Origin of the sequence: Saccharothrix sp. (genome assembly GCF_031180885.1) — a bacterium.
GTDB lineage: Bacteria > Actinomycetota > Actinomycetes > Mycobacteriales > Pseudonocardiaceae > Actinosynnema.
This window is the reverse complement of sequence record NZ_JAPSLK010000001.1, coordinates 1-25,395: the sequence shown is the minus strand read 5'-3', so window position 1 is coordinate 25,395 and position 25,395 is coordinate 1. Positions and strand designations below refer to the sequence as shown.

The window sequence follows — 25,395 nt, the reverse complement described above, 5'->3', positions numbered from 1 at the left end:
CCCGCGGACTAGGCCGTACCCGCCCTGACCTGCTTACGATGCCTCTGTGACCACAACGGGTTACCTCGTCCTGTCGATCGGCGCTCTGCTGATCGGCGGTGCGGCGTTCCTCGTGGGCCGCGCCACCGCCGGCACCAAGGCGCAGCGGCCGGCCGGGCTCACCGTCGCCGACCTGATGGCCATGGTGGTCCAGTCGTCCCACGACGGGATCGTCGTCCTCAACGTCTTCGGCGACGTCGTCCTGCACAACCCGCGCGCCGAGGAACTCGGCGTCGTGCGGAACAACCGGGTGGACGACCGGGCCCGCCGCGCCGCCGAACTCACCCGCCAGAACGGCGAGGTCGTCCACGTGGACGTCTCGCCGCTGGAGGTCAAGGGCCGCCAGCCGGAGGCCGTGCACGCCACCGTCAAGGTGCTGACCGAGGGGTTCGTGGTCGTGGAGGCCTCCGACGAGTCGGACTCGGTCCGGCTGGAGGCGACCCGCCGGGACTTCGTCGCCAACGTCAGCCACGAGCTGAAGACCCCGGTGGGCGCGCTCGCCCTGCTCGCCGAGGCCGTCCTGGACGCCTCCGACGACCAGGAGGAGGTCCGCCGGTTCAGCGCGAAGATCATGCAGGAGGCCACCCGCCTGGGCACCCTGGTCACCGAGCTGATCGCGCTGTCCCGGCTGCAGGGCGCGGAGAAGCTGCCCGAGCTGAACCGGGTCGAGATCGACGTCGTGGTCAGCGAGGCCATGGGCCGCTCCAAGCTCGCCGCCGAGTCCGCGGGCATCGAGATCACCACCGACGAGCCCAGCGGCCTGGAGGTCGAGGGCGACCGGACGCTGCTGGTCACCGCGTTGAGCAACCTGCTGGACAACGCGGTCGCCTACTCGCCGCCGGGCAGCCCCGTCTCGGTCAGCCGCAAGCTGGTGAACGGGTTCGTCGAGATCGCCGTGACCGACCGCGGCATCGGCATCGCCGAGGACCAGCAGACCCGCGTGTTCGAGCGGTTCTACCGCGTGGACAAGGCCCGGTCGCGCGCCACCGGCGGCACCGGCCTCGGCCTCGCGATCGTCAAGCACGTCGCCGCGAACCACGGCGGCGAGGTCAAGCTGTGGAGCCTGCCCGGCACCGGCTCGACCTTCACCCTGCGCATCCCGGCGCACCCCGACCGGGACGAGCAGACCACCGACCTACCCAAGCCGGAACTCGCTGTCCCTGTGCCGACCAGCGCGGGCAAACCCGGAGGAGAGCTGTGACCAGGGTGCTCATCGTGGAGGACGAGGAGTCCTTCGCCGATCCGCTCGCCTTCCTGCTGCGCAAGGAGGGCTTCACCGCGGCGCTCGCGGCCACCGGCCAGGAGGCGCTGGAGGAGTTCGACCGCAACGGCGCCGACATCGTCCTGCTGGACCTCATGCTGCCCGGCATGAGCGGCACCGACGTGTGCAAGCAGCTGCGGGCCCGCTCCGCCGTCCCCGTGATCATGGTCACGGCCCGGGACAGCGAGATCGACAAGGTCGTCGGCCTGGAGCTGGGCGCGGACGACTACGTCACCAAGCCGTACTCGGCGCGCGAGCTGATCGCCCGCATCCGGGCGGTGCTGCGCCGCGGCGGCGAGTCCGAGGAGCTGTTGCCGCAGGTCCTGGAGGCCGGGCCGGTGCGGATGGACGTCGAGCGGCACGTGGTGACGGTCGACGGCGCGGAGGTGAACCTGCCGCTGAAGGAGTTCGACCTCCTGGAGTACCTGCTGCGCAACGTCGGCCGGGTGCTCACCCGCGGCCAGCTCATCGACCGGGTGTGGGGCGCGGACTACGTCGGCGACACCAAGACCCTGGACGTGCACGTCAAGCGGCTGCGCTCGAAGATCGAGCCGGACCCGTCGACCCCGCGCCACCTGGTGACCGTGCGCGGACTGGGCTACAAGTTCGAGTCCTGACCGCCCCGACCGGGTACGGTGCACGCCGTGCGCCTCGGGGTCCTTGATGTGGGGTCCAACACCGTCCACCTGTTGGTGGTGGACGCTCATCGGGGTGCCCACCCCACGCCGATGAGTTCGGAGAAGTCCGTGCTGCGGCTCGCCGAGCAGCTCGACGCCGAGGGCCAGCTCAGCAAGGCCGGCGCGGACCGGCTGGTGCGGGCGGTCGCGGCCACCAAGGCCTCGGCGGCCCGGCTGGGCTGCGAGGACCTGATGGCCTTCGCCACCTCGGCGGTCCGCGAGGCGGGCAACTCCGCCGAGGTGCTGGAGCGGGTCCGCGCCGAGACCGGCGTGGACCTCAAGGTCCTGTCCGGCGAGGACGAGGCCCGCTACACGTTCCTCGCGGTGCGCCGCTGGTACGGGTGGTCCGCGGGCCGCCTGCTGTGCCTGGACATCGGCGGCGGCTCGCTGGAGCTGGCCTCGGGCGTGGACGAGGAGCCGGACGAGGCTTTCTCGGTGCCGCTGGGCGCGGGCCGGCTGACCCGCACCCGGTTCCGGCACGACCCGCCGACCCGGCAGGAGATCAACGAGACCACCGAGTGGCTCGACGACCAGCTCGCGCCGGTGGCCAAGAAGCTGCGCCGGGTCGGCAGCCCGGACCGGGTGGTGGCCACGTCCAAGACGTTCCGCACGCTGGCCCGGCTGACCGGCGCGGCCCCGTCGTCGGCCGGACCCCGCGCCCGGCGCGTCCTCACCCACGCCGGGCTGCGGCAGCTCATCGGGTTCGTATCCCGGATGTCCGCGGCCGACCTGGCCGAGCTGGAGGGCGTCAGCGCGAGCCGGGCGCACCAGCTCGTGGCGGGCGCCCTCGTGGCGGAGGCCACCATGCGAGCCCTGTCACTCGGTGAGCTGGAGATTTGCCCCTGGGCGCTCCGGGAAGGTGTCATCCTGCGTCGCCTGGACCACACTGATGGCGCAGACCAGGACACCCCCGCGACCCGCACCCGCCGGTCGGGTGACACTGGACGGACTGGCCGCCACGGGGCACGGTGGAGTTGATGAGTCGAGAGAGCGAGTCGGAGCAGACCCAGCGCACGGTCGCGGAGTTGCTCGCCCAGTACGGCGGGGGCTCCGGCGAGGTGTCGCCGCGTCGGCGACGCCGCCGTGCCGAGGACGCCTCGGACACCGCTCCGCAGGCGATCATCGACCGGGTCAACTCGGACAGCGGCCGGCTGCTGCCGGTGCGCGACGACGACCCGCCGCCGACCGGCCGCCGCGCGGCCCCCGAGCAGACCGCCTACACCCCGCCGGTGGCGCCCGAGGCGTTCAACCGGCCCGCGGAGGGCCGCGGTGCGCGGTCCGAGCCGTTCACCGAGGGGCGGGGGACGCGGTCGGAGCGCGGTGCCCGGCCCGAGCCGCCGTTCTCCCGCGCCGAGCCCGCCGAGACCCGGGGTGCGCGCGCTGAGCCGTTCGCCGAGGGCCGTGGCGCTCGGTCCGCGCCGCCCGCTCCCGAGCCGCCGTTCGCCGCCGAGCCACCCGCCCCGCCCCGGGTGGAGCCGCCTCGGGTGGAACCGCCCCGGGCCGAGCCGCCCCGGGCCGAGCCACCCCGGGTTGAGCCGCCGCGTTCGCGGTTGGACGCCGCGTTCGGCCGGACCGGTCGTGCCGCCGAGCCGCCCCGCCGGGGCGTGCCCGCGCCGACCGAGGCCGAGGAGACCCGGCAGGTGCCGCCGATCGTCGACGACTACGCCGACGATTACGCCGACGACTACGCGGGGCCGTCGCGGGCGGTCCCGCCCAAACCCGAGCCGCCCCGGGTGACGCCGCCCGAGGTGTCCCGGCTGAACCCGGCCCAGGCCGACCCGTCGTCCCGCCTCACCCCCGACCCGGCCCGGCTGACCCCGCCCGGTGATCGACCTCGGCCGCCGCAGGCCGGTCCCGAGGCGAGCCGCGCGAGCCTGACCAGGCCGGCCGCACCGCCGCCGCCCGCTCGTGAGCCGGTCACCGAGGTCCTGCCGCGCATCGCGGACAAGCTGACCCCGAACGTGCCGCTGGAGTCGCTGCCCACCGAGTCGGTGCTGATCGTGCCGCCGGCGCCGGGCCCCATGCCCGACCCGCTGCCCGACCAGACCGCCGAGGACTGGTTCGGCGACGACTCCGGCGAGATGCCGGCGGTCGAGCCGGAGAGCACCCAGTTCCACCCCTACGTCGACCTCGACGAGGAGGACGAGGACGACGACTTCCGCCGTCCCGCCGCCGCCGATGACGAGGAACCCGCGGGCCTCGCCGACGTCGAGGTCGACGAGGAGCCGGGCGACCGGTCGCCGGGTCGCGAGTGGCTGGTCATGATCGGCCAGCTCGCCGTCGGCGTGCTCGGCGGCGCGGCCCTGTGGCTGGGCTTCAACTACCTGTGGCGCACCCTCGCGCCCGCCGCCCTGGTGGTGGCGCTGGCGGTGACCGTGGGCCTGGTGCTCCTGGTCCGCCGCATCCGGCGCGCCGACGACCTCCAGACCACCGTCCTGGCCGTCCTGGTCGGCTTGATCGTCACCGTGTCACCGGCCGCGATGCTCCTGGTGAAGTCTTGATCCCGGTCGGCCTGTCCACGGCCGCCGTGTGGCCGCGCCCGGTCGGCGCGGCGTTCGAGGTCGCGGCCGAGCTGGGCTACGACGGCGTCGAGGTCATGGTGTGGGCCGACCCGGTAAGCCAGGACGTGCGGGCGTTGCAGCGGTTGGTGCGGCGCAGCGGCGTGCCGGTGCTGGCCGTGCACGCGCCGTGCCTGCTGATCAGCCAGCGGGTGTGGTCGCCGGACCCGGTGGAGCGGCTGCGCCGCAGCGTCCGGGCCGCGCAGGACCTGGGCGCGCGGACCGTGGTCGTGCACCCGCCGTTCCTGTGGCAGCGCCGGTACGCCGAGACGTTCCCCGACCTGGTCGCGGGGCTGGAGGACGACACCGGCGTGGCGATCGCGGTGGAGAACATGTTCCCCGTCCGCCGCAAGCTGGGGCGGGGTCGGTCGGTGGCGGTGACGGCGTTCCGGCCGTCCATCGACCCGACCGACGTGGGCCACCGCAACTACACCCTGGACCTGTCGCACGCGTCGGCGGCGCACATGGACGCGATGGAGCTGGCCAAGCGGATGGGGGACGGGTTGACCCACGTCCACCTGGCCGACGGCAGCGGGCTGCCGAAGGATGAGCACCTGGTGCCGGGACGGGGGAACCAGCCGTGTGCTGAGTTGCTGGAGTCGCTGGCTCCGGCGGGGTTCACCGGGCAGGTCGTGCTGGAGGTCAACACGCGGAAGGCCAAGACGGACGCGGATCGGCGGGATCTGCTGGCCGAGTCGCTGCTGTTCGCCCGGCTCCACCTGTGAGCCCCCGACTCGCGAGGCCGCGTCGGCCTGTCGTGGCGCGTTTTCCGACGATCATGCTTTTCGATCGGCGGAAAACGCGCCACGATGGGCCGACTTCCAGGCGGCCGAGCCGCCGCGACGAAGGAGCGGCAAAATCAACACTGTGAATCCGTTGCGCTCGTTGATCCTTGCCGCCGCAGGCAACGAGGCGGTCCGGCGGGCGGTCGCGTCGGCGCCGATCAGCCGGGACGTCGTGCGGCGGTTCGTCGCGGGGGAGACCGTGGCGTCGGCCGTGGACGTGACCGGTGACCTGGTCGAAGACGGGTTGAGGGTGACGCTTGATTACCTGGGCGAGGACACCACCGATCGGGCGCAGGCCGAGCGGACCGTGCAGTCCTACCTCGCGCTGCTGGACCAGTTGCACGACGTGGGGCTGGCCGCCGACGCCGAGGTGAGCGTCAAGCTGTCCGCCGTCGGGCAGGCGCTGGACGAGCGGCTCGCGTTGGACAACGCCTCGCGGGTGTGCGCGGCGGCCGAGCAGTCCGGCACGACGGTCACCCTCGACATGGAGGACCACACGACCACGGACTCCACCCTGCGTGTGCTGGAGGAATTGCGCCGGGCGTGGCCGTCGACCGGTGCGGTGTTGCAGGCGTACCTGCGGCGGACGCTGGACGACTGCGCCGCGCTCGCGGGCACCCGGGTCCGGCTGTGCAAGGGCGCGTACGCGGAGCCGGCGTCGGTGGCGTTCGCCGACCCGCACGAGGTGGACCTGAACTACGTCCGGTGCGCCAACGCCCTGCTCGCGGGCGGCGGCTACCCGATGTTCGCCACCCACGACCCCCGGTTGATCGAGATCGTCGGGGAGCGGGCGCGGTGGTACGGGCGGTCGGTGGAGGACTTCGAGTTCCAGATGCTCTACGGCGTTCGGCCCACCGAGCAGCGGCGACTGGCGGCGGAGGGGCACGTGGTGCGGGTGTACGTGCCGTTCGGCGAGCAGTGGTACGGCTACCTCATGCGGCGGCTGGCCGAGCGCCCCGCGAACGTGGCGTTCTTCCTGCGCTCCCTGGTCAGCCGCTCGTGAGGGGTTCGGTGGGTTCCTCAGTGGGTTCTTCGGTGGCTTTTTCCGTGGCCAACGCTGTGCGCTCGTTGGGCGACGGCACTTACACGGCGGCGTTGCCCGGCGAGTGGACCATCGGCCCGAAGCCGCACGGCGGGTTCCTGCTGGCTTTGGCGGCTCGGGCGGCCGTCGACGCGGCGCAGGTCGTGATGCCGGGTGACGAGCGGGAGCCGTTGGCGGTGAGCGCCCAGTTCCTGCACGCGCCCGAGGTGGGACCGGTGTTGCTGCGGACGTCGGTGCGGAAGGCGGGGCGGACCGCGACCGTGGTGGCGGTCGTCCTGGAGCAGCGCGGGCGGGCGTGTGTCGAGGCGGTGGTGACGGTCGGGCGGATGCCTGGGCAGGCCCCGGACTATGCGGACTTGCCGTCGGTGGCTGCCGCGCCGCCGGCTGATGCGGTGGACTTGGCTTCGTTGGGGTCGGGTGGGATTTACAAGCTCGGGTCGGTGTGCGATGTGCGGTTGGACCGGGCCGGGGCGGGTTTCCTGAGCAACCGGGTCGGTGACCCGTTGGTGTTGACGTTGTGGGCGCGGCCGTTGGGGGAGGATCCGGACCCGTACTTCGCGCTGGTGGTGGGGGACATCTCGATGCCGGTGACGTTCAACTTGGGCCGGTTCGGGTGGTCGCCGACTGTTCAGTTGACGGCGTTGTTGCGGGCGCGGCCGGCTTCGGGGTGGTTGCGGGTGCGGGTGGCTTGTACTGCTGTTCACGGGCAGTGGTTCGACGAGGACGCCACCGTGATCGACTCTTCCGGGCGGCTCGTTTGTCAGGCCCGCCAGTTGGCGCTCACTCCCGCTTCCGCCTGACGCGCTTCGCGCTGGGCTTTGGACGCGCTGCGCGCTCTCAAGCGGACGCGCTGCGCGCTCTCAAGATCAAAAGCGGCGCTCGCCGCGCGGCAGGCCCCCCGGGGGTGGAAGGGCGTCGGTTCGTCCCCCGTACGGCCTGCCGGAGGCAACCACCCTTCGCCTTTCTTGGCAACCGGTAAAGCTGGTTGCCAAGAAGGGCGAAGCGCGGTTGGGCTGCGCCCAGGCCGTACGGGGGACGAACCGAGGCCCCGCTGTGGCTTGGCAGCCCGCTGGCCAAAAGCGCCTGCTCCGCGTTGCGTGCGGAAAGGGCCGGTGGGTCGGAGTAGGGGCGGGGTGGCAGGCTGTGGCGCATGACGACGATCGCGGTGCTGGGAGCGGGGAAGATCGGGGAGGCGTTGCTGTCCGGGCTGCTGCGGGGTGGCCGGGCGGCTGAGGATCTGGTGTTCACCGAGAAGCATCCGGACCGGGCTGCCGCGCTCACCAAGGAGTACGGCGTCGAAGGGCTCGACGTGGCCGAGGCCGCGCGGCGCGCCGACGTGCTGGTGGTGGCGGTCAAGCCGCAGGACATCGAGCCGCTGCTGGACGAACTCGCGCCCGTGATCAAGTCCGGCACGCTCGTCGTGTCGCTGTGCGCGGGCCTGCCGACGACCCTCTTCGAGCGCCGGCTCCCCGAGGGCACGCCGGTCGTCCGGGTCATGCCCAACACGCCGATGCTGGTCGGCGAGGCGATGAGCGCGATCTCCGCGGGCAAGCACGCCGGCGCCGAGCACCTGAACCTGGTCGAGGAGCTGCTCACCACCGTCGGCAAGGTCGCCCGCGTCCCGGAGAGCCAGCAGGACGCCGTCACCGCCCTGTCCGGGTCCGGGCCCGCGTACTTCTTCTACCTGGTCGAGGCCATGATCGACGCGGGCATCCTGCTCGGCATCCCGCGCGACCTGTCCACCCAGTTGATCATCCAGAGCGCGGTGGGCGCGGCGCAGATGCTCAGCCGCAACGACACCCACCCGGTGATCCTCCGGGAGGCCGTCACCTCGCCGGCCGGCACCACGATCATGGCCATCCGCGAACTCGAGAAGCACGGGGTGCGCGCGGCCCTGCTGGCGGCCATCGAGGCTGCTCGGGACCGTTCGGTGGAACTGGGACAGGCCCACGAGGCCCACTGATACCGCCATTGGCCGTCGCACCAGTCCCACGTGTCCCGTTACTCTCAGAGGAGCACGTGCGTGTCGAACCGTCGGTGGGGAAGCCGACGGCACGACGCGTGTCGAAGGACGCGGTGATCCATGCCGGAGGAGAACGATCGAGCACCCCTGGTCCAGGTCAAGTTCCTGACCGTCGCCGAGGTGGCGCTGGTGATGCGAGTGTCGAAGATGACGGTGTACCGGCTGGTGCACTCGGGCGAGCTCACGGCGGTGCGCGTGGGCAAGTCGTTCCGGGTGCCCGAGAAGGCGGTGCACGAGTACCTGCGCAACGCCTACTTCGACGCCGGGTGAGGGCGGGCGTCGGCAGCCGGGTAAACTGACAGGCCGTTCGTGCCTGGTGTCGGCGCGCCCGAGTTTGGCGGGTGTCTCCACCGGCGCGTGGAGAAACACCTTCGTCTAGTGAGTGAGGAACCCGCATGGGCTCGGTCATCAAGAAGCGCCGCAAGCGCATGTCGAAGAAGAAGCACCGCAAGCTGCTGCGCAAGACCCGCGTCCAGCGCAGGAAGCGCGGCAAGTAAGCCTTGGTCTTCGGTGCCGGCGTCCCCTCCGGGGCGCCGGCACCGGCATGTTCGGCGGCCATCCGGGTGAATGGCGCGGTGACCTGCGTCAAGAGCGTGACCGCGAGACGATCGGGTACCCGAATCCGTGGGTAGAGTCCACGTCGCAGCAGTCCGCGCAGGTCGCAACCGTCTCGGAGTCGCATGGCGCCCAAGGTCGTTCTCGTCACCGGATGCAGCCGCTTCCTCGGCGGTCACCTGGCCGCGCGGTTCGCCGCCAACCCGGACGTCGACCGGGTCCTCGGCGTGGACACCGAACCGCCGCCCCGTGACCTGCTGCGCCGCATGGGGCGCGCCGAGTTCGTCCGCGCCGACATCCGCAACCCGCTCATCGCCAAGGTCATCGCCACCGCGCACGTCGACACCGTCGTGCACGCCTCGGTGACCGCCAACCCGGCCGGGCCGTCCGGGCGCACGGTGATGAAGGAGATGAACGTCATCGGCACGATGCAGCTGCTGGCCGCGTGCCAGAAGTCGCCACACGTGCGCAAGCTCGTCGTGAAGTCCACCAGCGCCGTCTACGGGTCCTCCTCGCGCGACCCGGCGGTGTTCACCGAGGACATGGGGCCCAAGGACCTGCCGTCCAGCGGGTACGCCAAGGACGCCGTCGAGGTCGAGGGCTACGTGCGCGGGTTCGCCCGCCGCCGGCCGGACGTGGACGTCACCACGCTGCGGTTCACCAACTTCATCGGCCCCCGCATCGACACCGTCCTGACCCGGTACTTCGCGCTGCCCGTGGTGCCCACTGTGCTCGGCTACGACGCGCGGGTGCAGTTGCTGCACTCCGAGGACGCGCTGGCCGTGCTGGAGCGCGCGACCCTGCACGACCTGCCCGGCGTGTTCAACGTCGGCGGGGACGGCGTGCTGCTGCTGTCCCAGGCGATCCGCCGCGCGGGCAAGCTGCCGCTCCCGGTGCCCACGGCCGCCGTGCCGACCGTTGGCCGGCTGTTCCGCAGCGCGCGGCTGGTGGACTTCTCCCCGGACCAGATGCGGTTCCTGAACTGGGGCCGCGTCGTGGACACCACCCTGCTCAAGCGCGAGTTCGGCTTCACCCCGCGCTGGACCACGCAGCAGGCGTTCGACGACTACGTGAGCGGTCGCGGCATGCGGCCCCTGATCGACCCCGAGCTGTTGACGTCGGTCGAGCGCACCGTGCTCGACGCGGCGGCGAAGCTCCGGTGAGGAGGTGGACGTGGCAGAGGCAAGGGTGATCCCCCTGCACGCACCGGGCCGGCGCGCGAAGCTGACCGGGGTTCCGGCGGAGCCCGAGCAGGCCGCCCCGGAAGCGCCCCCGTCGGAGTGGGAGGAGCGCCTGGCGGGCGTCCTGGCGTTCCTGCGCCGGCGGGTGCAGGGCGACTACGAGGTGGACGAGTTCGGCTTCGACCCGGACCTGACCGACCACGTCCTGATGCCGCCGCTGAAACCGCTGTACGAGAAGTGGTTCCGGGTGGAGACCATCGGCCTGCACAACGTGCCCGCGACCGGCGGCGCGCTGCTGGTCGCGAACCACTCCGGCACCCTGCCCCTCGACGCCACCATGACCGCCTACGGCATCCGCGCCGAGCACCCGGCCCACCGCCACCTGCGGATGCTGGGCGCGGACCTGGTGTTCAAGACCCCGGTCCTGGGCGCGCTGGCCCGCAAGTCCGGGCAAACGCTGGCCTGCAACCCGGACGCCGAGCGCCTGCTGCGGTCGGGTGAGCTGGTCGGGGTGTGGCCGGAGGGCTTCAAGGGCATCGGCAAGCCGTTCAAGGACCGGTACAAGCTGCAGCGCTTCGGCCGGGGCGGCTTCGTGTCGGCGGCGCTGAAGACCGGGGTGCCGATCATCCCGTGCTCGATCGTGGGCGCGGAGGAGATCTACCCGAAGATCGGCGACATCAAGGCGCTGGCCCGCCTCTTCGGCTTCCCCTACTTCCCGGTGACCCCGTTCTTCCCGCTGCTCGGGCCGCTGGGCGCGATCCCGCTGCCGTCGAAGTGGTACATCGAGTTCGGCGAGCCGATCCGGACCGACGTGCACGGCGAGGGCGCGGCCGACGACCCGATGCTGGTGTTCAACCTGACCGACCAGGTGCGGGAGACGATCCAGCAGACCCTGTACCGGCTGCTCACCCAGCGCCGGAACGTGTTCCTCGGCTGAACGGCCTACCCGCGACGGCGGTAGGCCATGCCGGCGGCGATCGCGCCCGCGACCGCGCCGGCGCCCAGGACCGAGGGCACGCCGATCTTCGCGGCCTTCCGGCCGGTCCGGAAGTCGCGGATCTCCCAGCCGCGCTTGCGGGCCGTGTCGCGCAGGCCGGAGTCCGGGTTGACCGCCACCGCCGTGCCCACCACGGACAGCATCGGCACGTCGTTCACCGAGTCGGAGTACGCGGTGCAGCGGCGCAGGTCCAGGCCCTCCTTCGCGGCCAGCGCGCGGACCGCGTGGGCCTTCGCCCGGCCGTGCAGGAGGTCGCCGACGAGCTTGCCGGTGTAGATGCCGTTCTCGCTCTCCGACACCGTCCCGAGCGCGCCGGTCAGGCCCAGCCTGCGGGCGATGATCTGGGCCAGCTCCACCGGGGTCGCGGTCACCAGCCACACCCGCTGGCCGGCGTCGAGGTGCATCTGGGCCAGCGCCTGGGTGCCGGTCCAGATCTTGTCGGCCATCAGCTCGTCGTAGATTTCCTCGCCCAGGCTGACCAGCTCCGCGACCGACCGGCCCGCGACGAACGACAGGGCCTGCTCGCGGGAGGCCTTGACGCTCTGCGGGTCCTCCCGGCCACCCACCCGGAACTTGATCTGCTGCCACGCGAACCCCATGAGGTCGGAGTTCTTGAAGTACTTGCGGGCGGCGAGGCCGCGGGCGAAGTGGAAGATCGACGCGCCCATCATCATCGTGTTGTCGACGTCGAAGAAGGCGGCGGCGGTCAGGTCGGTGGGCGCGCCCGAGGGTTCCGGTGGTGCGGGGGTGGTCAGGGCGGCCTCGGCCGAGGCCGCGCCGGCCAGCTCGGCGAGCCGCTCGCGCTCGGCAGAGCCCTCCACCACACGCCTTTTCACCACGTCAGCGCCTCCCGGGGTCCGATGGGGACAGGGTAGCGATCAGCCGGTGAGACCGGGCAGCGGTAGCTGCGGGAGCGACAGCGTCGGCAGCTGGACGGGCGGTGTGACGGCCGTCGTCACGGGCGGCAGCGGCAGCGGCAGCGACGGGTCGCCGGTGCCGGGTGTGCCCGGGGTGGCCGCGGGCGGCGCGGTGGACTCGCCGGCGGCCGTCGTGGGGCCGGCGGGCGTGGACACCGGGACCGACGGCTGGTCGGTGGGCACCGGGTTGGGCTCGGTGGTCGGCGGCGCGCACTCGCCGGTCGCGGGCACGGGGCCGACGTCGTCGACCTGGCCGGTGGTGACGGTGGCGCAGCCGGTGCGCGCGGCCAGGTCCCCGGCCCGGCGGGCGATGCGGTCGAGCAGTTCGAGGGACGTGCCGGCGCGGGTGGCGGCCTCGGCGGGCAGCCTGCCGCGCAGGTCGCCCAGCCGGGTGGTCTGGGACACCGCCCAGTCGCGCAGCCCGGTGAGGGCGCGCTGGTCCGAGTTCGACCCGTGCGCGGCCAGCACGCGGGAACCGGCCGCGGCGTCGGCGTCGAAGTCGGCCAGCGCGGTCAGGTACCCGCCCAGCGGCCCGCCGCCGGCGTCGCGGTAGCGGTCGACCAGCGTCTCCATCTCCGAGATGCGGGCAGCCGCGAACTCCAGCCGCTTGTACCCCTTGGACTCCTCGCCGAAGGTCAGGCCCAGCGAGGCCGACTCGGCGGTGCGCTTGACGCCGTACAGCGCGTCACCGGGCAGCGCGTCGCGGGAGAGCAGCAGGCTCATCCCGGCCAGCGACAGGACCAGGCACAACGCGGCGGCGAGAGCGATCACCAACCGCCCGCGGGCTCCGCTGCGCGGCCGTCGCCGGTCGGGACCGGGCTGGTCGGGCTTGGCCGGGTCGAGCTTGGTGGGCGGGGCGGGGTTCGCGCCGAGCACCCGTTCCCGCATCCGCGCCTTGGTCGCGTCGTCCGGTCCGCTCGTCACCGCCGCCTTGCGCAGCAGCGCGACGACGGCCAACTCGTCGGCGAACCCGGTCCGGGCCGGGTCCCCGGGCTGCGCGTCGACCGCACGAGCGAACTGCTCGTGCTGCCTGCGACGCCCCAGCGGCGTGATCCTTCTGCCCACCATCCCGCACCGACTCGTGGAGGAGTACCTGCCCGAGTAACGAAGCCGGAGGTTCCGGGGTTACGCGGGCACGACCGTGCGATCGGGGGAACCTCGGCGGCGGGTCAGCGCAGCCAGTTCGGCAGCAACTGGGCGAGCCGGCGCACCGCGCGGTGCTGGAGGGCCTTGATCGCGCCTTCGTTGCGGCCCATCTTCGCGGCGGTCTCGGCCACGGACAAGCCCTGGATGAAACGGAGAGTGATGCACTCGCGTTGATCTTCACCCAGTTGGGCTACGCACCGGAGGAGTTCGGCGTTGGCCGCGTCGGTCAGCACCTCCTGCTCCGGACCGCTCGCGACCTCGCGGTTGTCGTCCGGGTCGGCCGTGGTGACCTCCAACCGGTAGCGGCTGGACTTCACGTGGTCGAAGACGATGTTGCGGGCGATGGTGACGAACCACGCACCCACGTCCCGACCCTGGTAGCTGATAGACCCGATGCTGCGCAGCGCGCGCAGGAACGTCTCGCTGGTCACGTCCTCGGCCAGGGTGCGGTCGCCGACCCGGAACAGGACGTACCGGTAGACCACGTCCACGTACTTGTCGTAGAGCAGCCCGAACGCGTCCGTGTCACCCGCCTGGGCGGCACGCACGAGGTCCCACGGCTCTCCCGCCGGGTCGGTCTCCACGCTGTCGATCGTGTTGGACTGCCCTCCAGTGCTCCACGTCGAGCGGAGCGTCCGGTTGGTCCTGATGGTGTTGTCGCCAGCCCTTGCGCTCATCGGCTCGCGGCACCTCCACAGAGTCGCCGTTCGGGCAGCATACGTGTTGTTACTCCGTAGTAGGTAGCGGCAACCGGTCTCGAATCTGCGACGCGTTCGGAGGCACTGCGTGACGCCGCCCGTGCGTGACAGACTGCGCGGAGGGTTCGCAGTGTTCACCAGGAGGTCACCTTGACCGCTTCCGCTCGCAACGTCGCCGACCTGGTTCGCGCCTCCGCGCAACGTGGACCCAAGCACGTCGCACTGGTCGATGTCACGACTGCGAACAGTTGCACCTGGGGCGAGGTGGACTCGTTCGTGGACCGCGAGGCTCACCGGCTCGTGGACGCCGGCGTCGAGCCCGGTGACCGGGTCGTCGTGCGGCTGCCCACCGGGGTCGGGTTCTGCGTGGCCGTCTTCGGGGCGCTGCGCGCGGGTGCCGTCGTGGTGCCGGCCGGACCGGGCCAGCCCGCGCGGGAGTTGCAGCGGGTCCTGGCCGACTCGGGCGCGCGACTGCTGGTCGGCGACGCGGACGGGACCGACGTGGAGGCGCTGCCGTCGCCGGAGCTGGTGCCCGGCGAGGAGTTCGCGTCGATCGGGTCCGGCGAGGACGTGGCCGTGCTCGGGTACACGTCCGGGACGTCAGGTCAGCCGCGCGGGGCGATGCTGTCGCACCGGGCGCTGCTGGCCAACGTGGACCAGTGCGCTTCGCTGCGGCCGGCCCCGGTGACCGCCGGTGACCGGGTCCTGCTGGCGCTGCCGCTGTTCCACGTCTACGGCCTGGGGCCGGGGTTGTTGCAGGTCGCGGGTGCTGGGGCGACGGCGGTTCTGCTGGAGCGGTTCGACGCTTCGGCCGCGCTGGACGCCATCCGGGAGCACCGGGTGACGACGCTGGTGGGCGTGCCGCCGATGTACCAGGCGATCTTGAAACAGCCCGTCGAGCGGCTGCGTGAGGACTTGGCGACCGTGCGCTTGTTCACGTCCGGTGCGGCGCCGTTGGCCGCGGGGGTGCTGGACGCGCTGCGGCAGGCGGTCGGGCTGCCGGTGTACGAGGGTTACGGGTTGACCGAGACGGGGCCGGTGCTGACGTCCACGCTGGTGGGCGGGGTGCCGAAGCCCGGTTCGGTGGGCCGGGCGCTGCCGGGTGTCGAGGTCCGCCTGGTCGACACGGACGGCCGCCCGTTGGACGTCGAAGAGGACGAGCCCGGGACGGGCCTGGTCGCGGCGCGCGGGGACAACCTGTTCAGCGGCTACTGGCCGGACGGCGCGCACGGCCCGGACGCCGAGGGGTGGTTCCGGACGGGTGACGTGGGGTTCTTCGACGAGGACGGCGACCTGCACCTGGTGGACCGGGCGGGTGACCTGATCATCGTGAACGGCTTCAACGTGTACCCGCACGAGGTGGAGCAGGTCGTGGCGGAGCTGGCGGGGGTCGCGGAGTCGGCGGCGGTGGGGGTGCCGGACGAGCGGACCGGGGAGTCGGTGAAGGTCGTCGTGGTGGCGGTGGACGGGGCGGGGCTGACGGAGGAGGCGGTGAAGGAGCACTGCGCGGCCCGGTTGGCCAAGTTCAAGGTGCCCACGGTCGTCGAGTTCGCGCCCACCCTGCCCCACTCGCCCACCGGCAAACTGGCCCGCGCCCGCCTGCGCCTGCCGCTGACCTGAGCCGGCGGCGCGGCCCCGACCGGTGGCCGGCAGGTGCGGTGGGGATGGCGAGGGGTTCGGGCGTGGCCAGGCGGTCGCGCGGTCTGGCCGGGCCGCGCTGGCTGGTCTGGCCGGGCCGGGCCGGCCTTGCTGGGCTGGGCTGGCCGGGCCGGGCTCGGACGGCCGCGAGGGCTGGGCGAGCCGGGCTGGCTGGTGCCGGCACGGCGGCCCGGGGAGGTGCCGGCGGGGCGTGGGCGGCTGGGAGGGTGCCGGTGCGGGCTGGCGGCTGTCGGCCTGGAGGCGCTGTCCGGGCGTGCGGCAGTCGGCGGGTGAGCGGTCGACCCTCGGTGGGTCGGCGGTCGGTGGGCTTGGTGCCGCTCTGCGGCGCGTGGGCGTGGCCTCCGGCCCCCGTCTCCATTGTCTCATCGGGGACTGACAATTCCGGTGGGTGAGGGGCGGTGGGTGGCTGCGAGAATCGGGGTGTGAGCCACCACGTGACACTGATGAGCCGGGTTGACTGCCATGCCTGTGACCAGGCCAAAGCCGACCTCGAGCGGATCTGCGGGGAGCTTGGGGTGTCCTGGGACGTGCAGGACGTCGACAGTGATCGGGAGCTGCGTGCCGAGTACGGGGACCGGGTGCCGGTGATCCTCGTGGACGGTGAGGAGCACGGGTACTGGTCCGTCGAGGAGGAGCGGTTGCGGGCGGCGCTGGCCTGAGGCGGCGCCCCGAAAGGGGAGGGAATTACCGGGGGCTTACGGAATCGGCGAACCGGGCGGCGGTGGGTGTCGAATTCTTCGTATGAGCCGTTGGACCGCCGCACTGGTCGGGATCGTGAGCCTCGTCGCCGCGCTGGCCGCCGGGCACCTCGTCGCCGCGCTCGTCGGCCCCGCCGCCTCGCCGTTCCTCGCGGTCGGCAACGCGGTCATCGACCTCACCCCGACCCCCCTCAAGGACTTCGCCGTCCGCGCCTTCGGGACCTACGACAAGCTCGTCCTCCTGATCGGCATCGCACTGGTCATCGCGGCGCTGGCGGTCGTGGCCGGGCTGCTGTCGCGAAAGACGGCCACGCCGGGCACCGTCCTGGCCGGCGTCCTCGGGGCGGTCGGGGTCGCGGCGGTGCTTTATCGGCCTGACCTGGGGCAACTCGCGATTCTCGCGCCACTGGCGGCCGGCGCGGTCGGGATCGGGGTGTTCCGGTGGCTGCACGGCGAGGCCCAGCCCGAGCGGCACGTCGAGAGCCGCCGCAACCTGCTCATCGTGGCCGGGGCCAGCGCGTTCGCCGGGCTCGGTGGGCAGGCCCTCGGCACGCGGACGGATGTCGAAGGGTCTCGGGCGGCCGTCGGGGAGTTGAAGGCGGCCAAGAAAGCGCCTGCCATCCCGGCCGGCGCGGACTTCGTCCAGGACGGCACGCCCTCGTTCATCACGCCCAACCGCGACTTCTACCGCATCGACACCGCCCTGAGCGTCCCGCGCCTGCGCGCAGAGGACTGGACCCTGCGCGTCCACGGCCTGGTCGACCGCGAACTGACCCTCCACTACGCCGACCTCCGCCGCCGCGACCTGGTCGAACGCGCCATCACCATGACCTGCGTCTCCAACGAGGTCGGCGGCCCCTACGTCTCCACGGCCACCTTCATCGGCGTTCCCCTCCACGAGGTCCTGGACGAGGCGGGCATCCGGCCCGACGCCGACCAGCTCTTCTCCACCAGCGCCGACGGGTGGACGGCGGGCACCCCCGTGGACGTCGTCCGGGACCCCGCCCGGGGCGCCCTGATCGCCCTCGGCATGAACGGCGAACCCCTCCCCGTCGAGCACGGCTTCCCCGCCCGCCTGGTCGTCCCCGGCCTCTACGGCTACGTCAGCGCCACCAAGTGGGTCGTCGACCTCGAACTCACCACCTTCGCCGCCAAGCGCGCCTACTGGCTCGACCGCGGCTGGGCCGAACGCGCCCCGATCAAGACCATGTCCCGCATCGACGCCCCGAAGGGCCGGTCGACGACCGGTCGCCGGGTCACCGTCGCGGGCGTCGCCTGGGCGCAGCCGACGGGCATCGCGAAGGTCGAGGTCCGGGTGGACGGCGGCCCGTGGCAGGTCGCGGAGCTGTCCGCCGACGTCGACGACGCCACCTGGCGCATGTGGCGCCTCCCGCTCGACCTGGACCCCGGTCGCCACACCGTCGAGAGCCGCGCCACCGACAAGTCCGGCTCCACCCAGCCGCAGGCGCGGGTGGCCCCGGTCCCGGACGGCGCGACCGGCTGGCACTCCGTCTCCTTCACGGTCGGGTGATTCACCCGAACCGGACACCGCCCTCGATCTTGAGCGGACCTCGTGCGAGGTTCACTCGATGGTGGAACGGCGCTGGAGGACCAGGCCGAAACCGCCCGGGGCCGAGTGCGGCGCGTATCCACGCCCGCGCCCGGCCCCCTTTCGTTGCGGGGGGATGTTCCATGGGGGGTTGACCGGGATCAGGTGGCCGTGCCGGCCGCCGCCCATCAACTTTGTGCATCCGTTCACAAGCGGTACGGTGGGCCTATCACCCCGCTGGTGACGGTGCCCGGCGGGTCAATCGGTCGGATGTCGAGGAGAGCCAGCGTGGTGGATCGGCGGGGCGCGGGTGACGAGGTTGTGACCACCGCCGCCGCGAAGAGATCCGCCGACGCGCCCGCCGAGTCCGCCGCCGACGTGCGCGAGCGCGCCCGGGCCATCCCGGAGGCCGCCGTGGCCCGGCTGGCCGTCTACCTGAGGGTGCTCTCCGGCATGGCCGAGCAGGGCGTGACCACCATCTCCAGCGAGGAGCTGGCGGGCGCCGCCGGGGTCAACTCGGCGAAGCTGCGCAAGGACCTGTCCTACGTCGGCTCGTACGGCACGCGGGGCGTCGGCTACGACGTCGAGGTGCTCGTGAGCCACATCGAGCGCATCCTCGGACTGACCCGGAAGCACTCCGTCGCGGTCGTCGGGATCGGTAATCTTGGTCACGCGCTGGCCAACTACGGCGGCTTCCCGAGCCGGGGTTTCCCGGTCGCCGCGCTCTTCGACATCGACCCGGACCTGACCGGAGTGCCCGTAGGTGGCATACCTGTCAACCACATCGACGACATCACGTCCGTCTGCGCCGAACGCGAGGTCTCGATCGGGGTCATCGCGACGCCGCCGCAGGCCGCTCAAGCCGTCTGCGACCGTTTGGTATCCGCCGGAGTGCAGTGCATCCTGAACTTCGCACCCGTTGTGCTCCAAGTGCCGGACTACGTCGAGGTGCGCAAGGTCGACCTGGCGGTCGAGATGCAGATCCTGTCGTTCCACGTCGCGCGACGGGCTGACGAGGCCGCCGGTGACGTCGTCAACGGTGTCGGTGTGGACGGGGTGGTGATTCGCCCGTGATCGTGCGGGTTGTGGGCCGGAGGGCCTACGGGGACACGTCGGCGGAGCCGACCATGGGCAGGGTTCCTGCATGAGTGTCCTCGTCGTCGGTCTTTCGCATCGCACCACCCCCGTTCCCGTGCTGGAACGCGTCGCCGTCGCCGACTCCGACCTCGGCAAGGTCCTCGACCAGCTCCTCCAGGCGCCCAGCGTCTCCGAGGCGGTGCTGCTGTCGACCTGCAACCGGGTCGAGGTCTACGCGGTCGTCGAGACCTTCCACGGTGGCATGAACGAGGTCGTCGAGGTCCTCGCGCGGCAGGCCGCCGCCGAGCCCGCCGACCTGTTCGAGCACCTCTACGTGCACTACTCGGCCGCGGCCGTCGAGCACCTGTTCTCCGTCGCGGGCGGCCTGGACTCCATGGTCGTCGGCGAGGCCCAGATCCTCGGCCAGCTGCGCACCGCCTACAACCGCGCCGACGAGGCCGGTGTGGTCGGGCGCACCCTGCACGAGCTGGTCCAGCAGGCGCTGCGGGTCGGCAAGCGGGTGCACTCCGACACCGACATCGACCAGGCCGGCGCGTCCGTGGTCTCCGAGGCCCTGTCCGACGCCGCCACCGCCCTGGGCGGCCTCGAAGGCCGGCGCGCGCTGATCGTGGGCGCGGGCTCGATGGGCGGCCTGGCCGCCGCGCACCTGCGCCGCGCCGGCATCGGCGAGGTCGTGATCGCCAACCGCACCGCGGTCAACGGCGCGCGCCTGGCCGAGTCGCTGACCTCCGACGGCGTCCCCGCCCGGTCCACCGGCCTGTCCGACCTGACCGCCGAGATCGCCCGCGCCGACGTGCTGTTCGCCTGCACCGGCTCGGTCGACGCCGTCGTGGGCGCGGAGCTGATCGGCGACCGCGAGCCCGGCCGCCCGCTGGTCGTGTGCGACCTGGGCCTGCCCAAGGACGTCGACCCGGCCGCCGCGCTGCTGTCCGGTGTGCGCGTGGTCGACCTGGAGACCCTCCAGCGCCGGCTGTCCGAGGCCCCCGCCGGCCTCGGCACGAGCCGCGCCGCGGAGATCGTGACCGAGGAGGTCCGCGCCTACCTCGCCGGCCAGCGCAAGGCCGAGGTCACGCCCACCGTGACGGCGCTGCGCAAGCGGGCCGCCGAGGTCGTGGACGCCGAACTGCTGCGCCTGGACTCCCGGCTGCCCCAGCTCGACGGCGCGGTCCGCGACGAACTGGCCAAGACCGTGCGCCGCGTGGTCGACAAGCTCCTGCACACCCCGACCGTGCGGGTCAAGGAGCTGGCCGCCGCGCCCGGCGGCGAGGGCTACGCCGACGCGCTGCGCGAGCTGTTCGGCCTCGACCCGCAGAAACCGGCCGCCGTCAGCACGCCCCTCTCGACGCAGAACCCGACGCAGACCAAAGGTGAGAAGCGGTGAACCGCACCCTGAGGATCGGCACGCGCGGCAGTGCCCTGGCACTCGCGCAGACCGGTCACGTGGCCGACGCGTTGCGCGCCGCGGGCGCCGACGTGGAGATCGTGACCATCTCCACCCCCGGCGACCGGTCGTCCGCGCCGATCGCCGAGATCGGCGTCGGGGTGTTCACCTCGGCGCTGCGCGACGCGCTGGCGAACGGCGAGATCGACGTCGCCGTCCACTCCTACAAGGACCTGCCCACCGCCCGCGACCCCCGGCTCTCGCTGGCCGCCGTGCCCCCGCGCGAGGACCCGCGCGACGCACTGGTCGCCCGGGACGGCCTGACCCTCGGTGAGCTGCCCGCCGGCGCGCGCGTCGGCACCGGCTCGCCCCGCCGGGCCGCCCAGCTCGAAGCCCTCGGGCTCGGGCTGGAGGTCGTGGCGCTGCGCGGCAACGTGGACACCCGCATCCGCAAGGTGAACGACGGCGAGCTGGACGCCGTCGTGCTGGCCCGCGCGGGCATCGCGCGCCTGGGCCGCACCGCCGAGATCACCGAGACCCTGGAGCCCATCCAGATGCTCCCCGCGCCCGCCCAGGGCGCCCTCGCGGTGGAGTGCCGGGTCGACGACGTCGACACCGAGCACCTCCTCCGGTCCACTCTGGACGACTCGGCCAGTCGGGCCGCTGTCGCCGCCGAGCGCGCCCTGTTGGCCGCGCTCGAGGCTGGTTGCAGCGCGCCGGTCGGCGCACTGGCCGATGTGGTGGAAGACCTCGACGAGCAGGGAGCGGTAGTCCTCCGCCTGTCCCTGCGCGGGGTCATGGCGGCGGAGGACGGCGACCTCCTCCGTGCGTCCGCCACCGGTGACTTGACCGCAGCAGAGGAACTCGGCCGCGCGCTGGCCGCCGAGTTGCTCGACCTTTCCGGCCTCGCCGCTGCGCGGTCGGAAGGGCGTAGTTGATGGGGAGTGCCCTGATGACCCGCGCACGCAAGACCCCTGGCCGCGTCGCCTTCGTGGGTTCCGGCCCCGGCGACACCGGCCTGCTCACGGTCCGTGCCCGTGACCTGCTCGCCAAGGCCGAGCTGGTGGTGACGGACCCGGACGTGCCGGCCGAGGTGGTCGCCCTCGTACCGGACGGCGTCGAGACCCGCCCGGCGGTCGGCGACCCGGCCGACGTGGCGAAGGACCTGGTCGCCGAGGCGAAGAACGGCCACACCGTGGTCCGGCTGGTGGCGGGTGACCCGCTGACGCTGGACTCCGTGGTCAAGGAGGCGCACGCCGTCTCGAAGACGACCATCGCGTTCGACGTGGTGCCGGGCGTCCCGGCGGGCACGGCGGTGCCCGCGTACGCGGGCGTGGCGCTCGGCGCCGTGCACACCGAGGCCGACGTCCGGGGCGTCACCGACTGGGCGAGCCTGGCCGCCGCGCCCGGCACGCTCGTGCTGCACGCCACCGGCAGCCACCTCGCCGAGGCCGCGTCCTCGCTGGTCGAGCACGGCCTGGCCCCGCAGACCCCGGTCGCGGTGACCGCGGACGGCACCGGCTTCGGCCAGCGCACCGTGGACACCACCCTGGCGTCGCTGGCCGCCGACGCCGGCGACCTCGCCGGACCGCTGGTGGTGACCGTCGGCGCGGCCGTCGCGAACCGCGCGAAGCTGTCCTGGTGGGAGTCCCGCGCCCTGTACGGCTGGCGGGTGCTGGTGCCGCGCACCAAGGAGCAGGCGGGCGCCATGAGCGACCGGCTGCACTCGCACGGCGCGATCCCGGTGGAGGTGCCGACCATCTCGGTCGAGCCGCCCCGCTCGCCCGCGCAGATGGAGCGCTCGGTCAAGGGCCTGGTCGACGGCCGCTACCAGTGGGTCGTGTTCACCTCGACCAACGCCGTGCGCGCGGTGTGGGAGAAGTTCCGCGAGTTCGGCCTGGACGCGCGGGCGTTCTCCGGCGTGAAGATCGCGTGCGTGGGCGAGTCCACGGCGGCGAAGGTGCGCTCGTTCGGGATCATCCCCGAGCTGGTGCCCTCCGGCGAGCAGTCCTCCGAGGGCCTGCTGGCCGACTTCCCGCCCTACGACGACATCCTCGACCCGGTGGACCGCGTGCTGCTGCCCCGGGCCGACATCGCCACCGAGACCCTCGCGGCGGGCCTGCGCGAGCGCGGCTGGGAGATCGACGACGTGACGGCCTACCGGACCGTCCGCGCCGCCCCGCCGCCCGCCGACACCCGCGAGATGATCAAGTCCGGCGGGTTCGACGCGGTGTGCTTCACCTCGTCGTCCACCGTGCGGAACCTGGTCGGCATCGCGGGCAAGCCGCACGCCCGGACCCTCGTCGCGTGCATCGGCCCGCAGACCGCGGAGACGGCGCGCGAGTTCGGCCTGCGGGTCGACGTGCAGCCGGAGGACGCCAACGTGCCGGCCCTGGTCGACGCGCTGGCCCAGCACGCGGCCCGTCTTCGTGCGGAGGGTGCACTGCCGCCCCCGCGCAAGACCAAGCGTTTGCGTCGCTCGTAAACAGCAATCGGTCGGGGTCACTTCCACGGTGGCCCCGACCTGTTTCGTAGGGAGTGCCACCCGTGTTCCCCGCCCACCGCCCGCGCCGCCTGCGCACCACGCCGGCGATGCGCCGCCTGGTCGCCGAGACCACCGTGCGGCCGCGCCAGCTCGTGCTGCCGATGTTCGTCAAGGAAGGCGCGGAAGCGCCGGCCGAGATCGCGTCCATGCCGGGCGTGCTCCAGCACACCCGCGAGTCGCTGCGCAAGGCCGCCGTCGAGGCCGTCCAGGCCGGGGTCGGCGGCATCATGCTGTTCGGCGTCCCGAGCACCCGGGACGCCGTCGGCTCCGGCGCGACCGACCCCGACGGCATCCTCAACGCCGCCCTGCGCGACCTGCGGTCCGAACTCGGCGACGGCACCGTGCTGATGTCGGACTGCTGCCTGGACGAGTTCACCGACCACGGCCACTGCGGCGTGCTCACCGCCACCGGCGAGGTCGACAACGACGCCACCCTGGAGATCTACGGCGAGATGGCCGTCGCCCAGGCCCGCGCCGGCGCCCACGTCGTCGGGCCCAGCGGCATGATGGACGGCCAGATCGGGTTCATCCGCGCCGCGCTGGACGAGGCCGGGTTCACCGACACCGGCATCCTCGCCTACTCCGCCAAGTACGCCTCCGCGCTCTACGGGCCGTTCCGGGACGCGGTGGAGTCGCAGCTCAAGGGTGACCGCAAGACCTACCAGCAGGACCCGGCCAACGCCCGCGAGGCGCTGCGCGAGGTCGAGCTGGACCTCGCCGAGGGCGCGGACATTGTCATGGTGAAGCCCGCCCTGCCGTACCTGGACGTGCTGGCGGCGCTCGCGCAGGTCTCGAACGTGCCGGTCGCGGCGTACCAGATCTCCGGCGAGTACGCGATGGTCGAGGCCGCCGCCCGCAACGGCTGGATCGACCGCGAGCGGACCGTGCTGGAGACGCTGACGTCGATCCGCCGCGCGGGCGCGGACATCGTGCTCACCTACTGGGCGGTGGAGGCGGCGCGGTGGCTCGACCGGGAGTGACCCCGCCCCCCAAGCTGATCGACATCGCTCGGTGGCTGTGGATCGCCAGCGCCGTCGTCGGGCTCGGCCGGTTCCTGGTGCAGCTGGCCGACCGGGAGATGCTGATCGGCCGGCTGCGCAAGGAGCAGCCCACGCTGTCGCAGGACGAGCTGGACGCGGCGGCCAGCGGCGGCGTGATGTTCGGCCTGCTCCTGGGCGGTCTGATGGTGCTGGTGTACGCGCTGCTGGCCAACCGGATGGCGCAGGGCCGCAACTGGGCGCGGATCGTGCTGACCGTGTTCGGCGCGGTCGGCGTGTTCCTGGGCGTCGTGCGGCTGATCGCCGTGGCGTCGGGACTTGCGGCGGCGTTCCAGCTGGCGATCCCGCCCGAGGAAGTCGTGTTCGGCGTGATCACGATGGTCCTGGACAGCATTGCCCTGGTCCTGATGTACCTGCCTTCGGTGTCCGGGCACTTCACGACCGCCAAGCCGAGGCTGCAACCGGGCTGATCGCGTGGCCGGTTCCGGGTACGGCCGGCGGGTGACGTGCCGCACGTCCTGATGCGCTCCCGGGTGCCCGCCCGGAAGCGCCGGCGTACGTGGTCGTCAGAGAAGTGCCTGGCCCCCGGGGCCGGCGCGGGAAATGTCTGGTTCGACAGTTCGGCGGACCTCCGGATCACAGCGTTCCGTCAGCGGCCTTGCACCATGGGTAGCTAACGGATTGTGATTTCAAGTCGACGAAGCGCGCACATGCTTCTACGGTCCGCGCATGACCACTCCTCAGAACCCGTACGGCCAGGGCGGGCCGGACGGCCCGCAGCAGCCGGGCGGGTACCCCCAGCAGGGCGGTTACCCGCAGCAGGGCGGCCACCCCCAGCAGGGTGGCTACCCGCAGCAGGGTGGCTACCCGCAGCAGGGCGGCCACCCCCAACAGGGCGGCCACCCCCAGCAGGGCGGTTACCAGCAGCAGCAGCCCGGCGGGTACCCGCAGCAGCCCGGCTACCCGCCGGCCGCGCCGCCACTGGCCCCGCACGAGATGCACCGGCCGCCGCGCCCCAAGTCCGTGGACACCGCGTTCCTGCTCTTCATGATCAGCGCGGCCCTGGGCGTCCTGTCGACGATCTTCAGCTTCATCACCGCGAAGGAAGCGGCCGAGGCCGCCCTCAAGCCGCTGCGCGACGCCGGCTTCGACACCTCGGCGGCGGCCGTTGAGCCGTCCTACGGCACCGGCATCTTCCAGCTGGTGATCTTCGCCGTGTGGATCGTCGTGGTGCTCCAGATGCGCAACGGTGCCAACTGGGCGCGCATCACGCTCACCGTCCTCGGCGGGCTGGGCATCATCTTCGGCCTGATCGGCCTGATCGGCATCGGCCTGCTGTTCAGCCTGGGGATCTTCGGCGTCATCCAGGGCCTGTTCGGCATCATCCAGCTGGCCCTGACCATCGGCGCGCTGGTGTTCATGTTCAAGCCGGACGCCAACCACTACTTCAAGTCGGCCTGATCCCGGCCGCCTGGTAACCGCGAGGCCGCCGTCGGCTTGTCGCGTCGCCTTTCCCGACGATCACGCTTTCGATCGGCGGGAAAGGCGGCTCGACGAGCCGACCCTCAGGGCGGCCGAGCCGCGACGC

Annotated in this window: 25 protein-coding genes; 22 read left to right on the top strand and 3 right to left on the bottom strand. The window is 72.6% G+C overall.

All coding sequences use genetic code 11. The features are described 5' to 3' along the window. The first annotated feature begins 46 nt into the window (after positions 1–46). The 12 genes from RIN75_RS00125 to RIN75_RS00070 all read left to right on the top strand — a co-directional run bounded on the left by RIN75_RS00125 (position 47) and on the right by RIN75_RS00070 (position 11,058). On the top strand, positions 47–1,240 hold the full coding sequence (locus RIN75_RS00125) for an ATP-binding protein (protein WP_309109645.1): 1,194 nt from the start codon (positions 47–49) through the stop codon (positions 1,238–1,240). Continuing rightward, positions 1,237–1,917 (top strand): response regulator transcription factor, encoded by a 681-nt coding sequence (locus RIN75_RS00120; RefSeq protein WP_309109644.1) that lies wholly within the window; start codon positions 1,237–1,239, stop codon positions 1,915–1,917. Before RIN75_RS00125 ends, RIN75_RS00120 begins: the two co-directional genes overlap by 4 nt. Positions 1,918–1,944: 27 nt before the next feature. Further along, the gene (locus RIN75_RS00115; RefSeq protein WP_309109643.1) at positions 1,945–2,955 is read left to right on the top strand and encodes a Ppx/GppA phosphatase family protein; all 1,011 of its coding nucleotides are present in this window, start codon (positions 1,945–1,947) and stop codon (positions 2,953–2,955) included. Beyond that, entirely contained in the window at positions 2,955–4,478 is a 1,524-nt protein-coding gene (locus RIN75_RS00110; RefSeq protein WP_309109642.1) for a hypothetical protein, read from the top strand. Before RIN75_RS00115 ends, RIN75_RS00110 begins: the two co-directional genes overlap by 1 nt. Beyond that, a complete protein-coding gene (locus tag RIN75_RS00105; RefSeq protein WP_309109641.1) occupies positions 4,475–5,260 on the top strand; it encodes a sugar phosphate isomerase/epimerase family protein in 786 nt (261 codons plus the stop codon). The genes RIN75_RS00110 and RIN75_RS00105 overlap by 4 nt, the downstream gene beginning before the upstream one ends. 142 nt (positions 5,261–5,402) lie before the next feature. Then, positions 5,403–6,323 (top strand): proline dehydrogenase family protein, encoded by a 921-nt coding sequence (locus RIN75_RS00100; RefSeq protein WP_309109640.1) that lies wholly within the window; start codon positions 5,403–5,405, stop codon positions 6,321–6,323. 44 nt (positions 6,324–6,367) lie between these two features. Then, on the top strand, positions 6,368–7,162 hold the full coding sequence (locus RIN75_RS00095; RefSeq protein WP_309109639.1) for a thioesterase family protein: 795 nt from the start codon (positions 6,368–6,370) through the stop codon (positions 7,160–7,162). Between the two features lie 350 nt (positions 7,163–7,512). Beyond that, positions 7,513–8,325, top strand: coding sequence for a pyrroline-5-carboxylate reductase (gene proC, locus RIN75_RS00090; protein ID WP_309109638.1), 813 nt, complete (start codon positions 7,513–7,515; stop codon positions 8,323–8,325). A 120-nt stretch (positions 8,326–8,445) separates the two neighbouring features. Next, positions 8,446–8,655: a helix-turn-helix domain-containing protein gene (locus RIN75_RS00085; protein ID WP_121010260.1), complete on the top strand. Its 210-nt coding sequence runs from the start codon at positions 8,446–8,448 to the stop codon at positions 8,653–8,655. Positions 8,656–8,780: 125 nt separating this feature from the next. Continuing rightward, complete coding sequence (locus RIN75_RS00080) at positions 8,781–8,882, top strand: 30S ribosomal protein bS22 (RefSeq protein WP_015105422.1); 102 nt, start codon at positions 8,781–8,783, stop codon at positions 8,880–8,882. Between the two features lie 183 nt (positions 8,883–9,065). Further along, a complete protein-coding gene (locus RIN75_RS00075; RefSeq protein WP_309109637.1) occupies positions 9,066–10,103 on the top strand; it encodes an NAD-dependent epimerase/dehydratase family protein in 1,038 nt (345 codons plus the stop codon). A 10-nt stretch (positions 10,104–10,113) separates the two neighbouring features. After that, positions 10,114–11,058, top strand: coding sequence for a lysophospholipid acyltransferase family protein (locus RIN75_RS00070; protein WP_309109636.1), 945 nt, complete (start codon positions 10,114–10,116; stop codon positions 11,056–11,058). Positions 11,059–11,063: 5 nt separating this feature from the next. Here the strand turns inward: RIN75_RS00070 and RIN75_RS00065 are convergent, their stop codons facing one another. The 3 genes from RIN75_RS00065 to RIN75_RS00055 all read right to left on the bottom strand — a co-directional run bounded on the left by RIN75_RS00065 (position 11,064) and on the right by RIN75_RS00055 (position 13,858). Beyond that, positions 11,064–11,957 carry an HAD-IB family hydrolase gene (locus RIN75_RS00065; RefSeq protein WP_309109635.1) on the bottom strand — a complete coding sequence of 298 codons (894 nt, stop codon included), beginning with the start codon at positions 11,955–11,957 and terminating at the stop codon, positions 11,064–11,066. Positions 11,958–11,996: 39 nt separating this feature from the next. After that, positions 11,997–13,100 carry a DUF5667 domain-containing protein gene (locus RIN75_RS00060; RefSeq protein ID WP_309109634.1) on the bottom strand — a complete coding sequence of 368 codons (1,104 nt, stop codon included), beginning with the start codon at positions 13,098–13,100 and terminating at the stop codon, positions 11,997–11,999. Positions 13,101–13,204: 104 nt separating this feature from the next. Further along, positions 13,205–13,858, bottom strand: coding sequence for a sigma-70 family RNA polymerase sigma factor (locus RIN75_RS00055; protein ID WP_309109633.1), 654 nt, complete (start codon positions 13,856–13,858; stop codon positions 13,205–13,207). Between the two features lie 171 nt (positions 13,859–14,029). On the opposite strand from RIN75_RS00055, the gene RIN75_RS00050 reads away from it, so the two are divergent. The 10 genes from RIN75_RS00050 to RIN75_RS00005 all read left to right on the top strand — a co-directional run bounded on the left by RIN75_RS00050 (position 14,030) and on the right by RIN75_RS00005 (position 25,268). After that, positions 14,030–15,499, top strand: a complete 1,470-nt coding sequence (locus RIN75_RS00050; RefSeq protein WP_309109632.1) for an AMP-binding protein — start codon at positions 14,030–14,032, stop codon at positions 15,497–15,499. Positions 15,500–15,960: 461 nt separating this feature from the next. Then, a complete protein-coding gene (locus tag RIN75_RS00045; RefSeq protein ID WP_309109631.1) occupies positions 15,961–16,197 on the top strand; it encodes a glutaredoxin family protein in 237 nt (78 codons plus the stop codon). An 82-nt stretch (positions 16,198–16,279) separates the two neighbouring features. Next, positions 16,280–17,767, top strand: coding sequence for a molybdopterin-dependent oxidoreductase (locus RIN75_RS00040; protein ID WP_309109630.1), 1,488 nt, complete (start codon positions 16,280–16,282; stop codon positions 17,765–17,767). A 306-nt stretch (positions 17,768–18,073) separates the two neighbouring features. Further along, on the top strand, positions 18,074–18,859 hold the full coding sequence (locus tag RIN75_RS00035; RefSeq protein ID WP_309109629.1) for a redox-sensing transcriptional repressor Rex: 786 nt from the start codon (positions 18,074–18,076) through the stop codon (positions 18,857–18,859). A 70-nt stretch (positions 18,860–18,929) separates the two neighbouring features. Next, positions 18,930–20,264, top strand: a complete 1,335-nt coding sequence (locus RIN75_RS00030) for a glutamyl-tRNA reductase (protein WP_309109628.1) — start codon at positions 18,930–18,932, stop codon at positions 20,262–20,264. Further along, positions 20,261–21,202 carry a hydroxymethylbilane synthase gene (gene hemC / locus RIN75_RS00025; protein WP_309109627.1) on the top strand — a complete coding sequence of 314 codons (942 nt, stop codon included), beginning with the start codon at positions 20,261–20,263 and terminating at the stop codon, positions 21,200–21,202. Before RIN75_RS00030 ends, hemC begins: the two co-directional genes overlap by 4 nt. Positions 21,203–21,216: 14 nt before the next feature. Continuing rightward, on the top strand, positions 21,217–22,749 hold the full coding sequence (locus RIN75_RS00020) for a bifunctional uroporphyrinogen-III C-methyltransferase/uroporphyrinogen-III synthase (RefSeq protein WP_309109626.1): 1,533 nt from the start codon (positions 21,217–21,219) through the stop codon (positions 22,747–22,749). 62 nt (positions 22,750–22,811) lie between these two features. Next, entirely contained in the window at positions 22,812–23,789 is a 978-nt protein-coding gene (hemB, locus tag RIN75_RS00015) for a porphobilinogen synthase (protein WP_309109625.1), read from the top strand. Beyond that, positions 23,771–24,277 carry a hypothetical protein gene (locus RIN75_RS00010; RefSeq protein ID WP_309109624.1) on the top strand — a complete coding sequence of 169 codons (507 nt, stop codon included), beginning with the start codon at positions 23,771–23,773 and terminating at the stop codon, positions 24,275–24,277. The genes hemB and RIN75_RS00010 overlap by 19 nt, the downstream gene beginning before the upstream one ends. Before the next feature lie 259 nt (positions 24,278–24,536). Continuing rightward, positions 24,537–25,268, top strand: coding sequence for a hypothetical protein (locus tag RIN75_RS00005; protein WP_309109623.1), 732 nt, complete (start codon positions 24,537–24,539; stop codon positions 25,266–25,268). The last annotated feature ends 127 nt before the right edge of the window (positions 25,269–25,395 follow it).

Coding starts and splice junctions, on each gene's coding strand:
- RIN75_RS00110 (WP_309109642.1), top strand. CDS start 2,955: ATGAGTCGAGAGAGCGAGTCGGAGCAGACCCAGCGCACGGTCGCGGAG.
- proC (WP_309109638.1), top strand. CDS start 7,513: ATGACGACGATCGCGGTGCTGGGAGCGGGGAAGATCGGGGAGGCGTTG.
- RIN75_RS00085 (WP_121010260.1), top strand. CDS start 8,446: ATGCCGGAGGAGAACGATCGAGCACCCCTGGTCCAGGTCAAGTTCCTG.
- RIN75_RS00080 (WP_015105422.1), top strand. CDS start 8,781: ATGGGCTCGGTCATCAAGAAGCGCCGCAAGCGCATGTCGAAGAAGAAG.
- RIN75_RS00075 (WP_309109637.1), top strand. CDS start 9,066: ATGGCGCCCAAGGTCGTTCTCGTCACCGGATGCAGCCGCTTCCTCGGC.
- RIN75_RS00055 (WP_309109633.1), bottom strand. CDS start 13,858: ATGAGCGCAAGGGCTGGCGACAACACCATCAGGACCAACCGGACGCTC.
- RIN75_RS00040 (WP_309109630.1), top strand. CDS start 16,280: ATGAGCCGTTGGACCGCCGCACTGGTCGGGATCGTGAGCCTCGTCGCC.
- RIN75_RS00030 (WP_309109628.1), top strand. CDS start 18,930: ATGAGTGTCCTCGTCGTCGGTCTTTCGCATCGCACCACCCCCGTTCCC.
- RIN75_RS00020 (WP_309109626.1), top strand. CDS start 21,217: ATGACCCGCGCACGCAAGACCCCTGGCCGCGTCGCCTTCGTGGGTTCC.
- RIN75_RS00005 (WP_309109623.1), top strand. CDS start 24,537: ATGACCACTCCTCAGAACCCGTACGGCCAGGGCGGGCCGGACGGCCCG.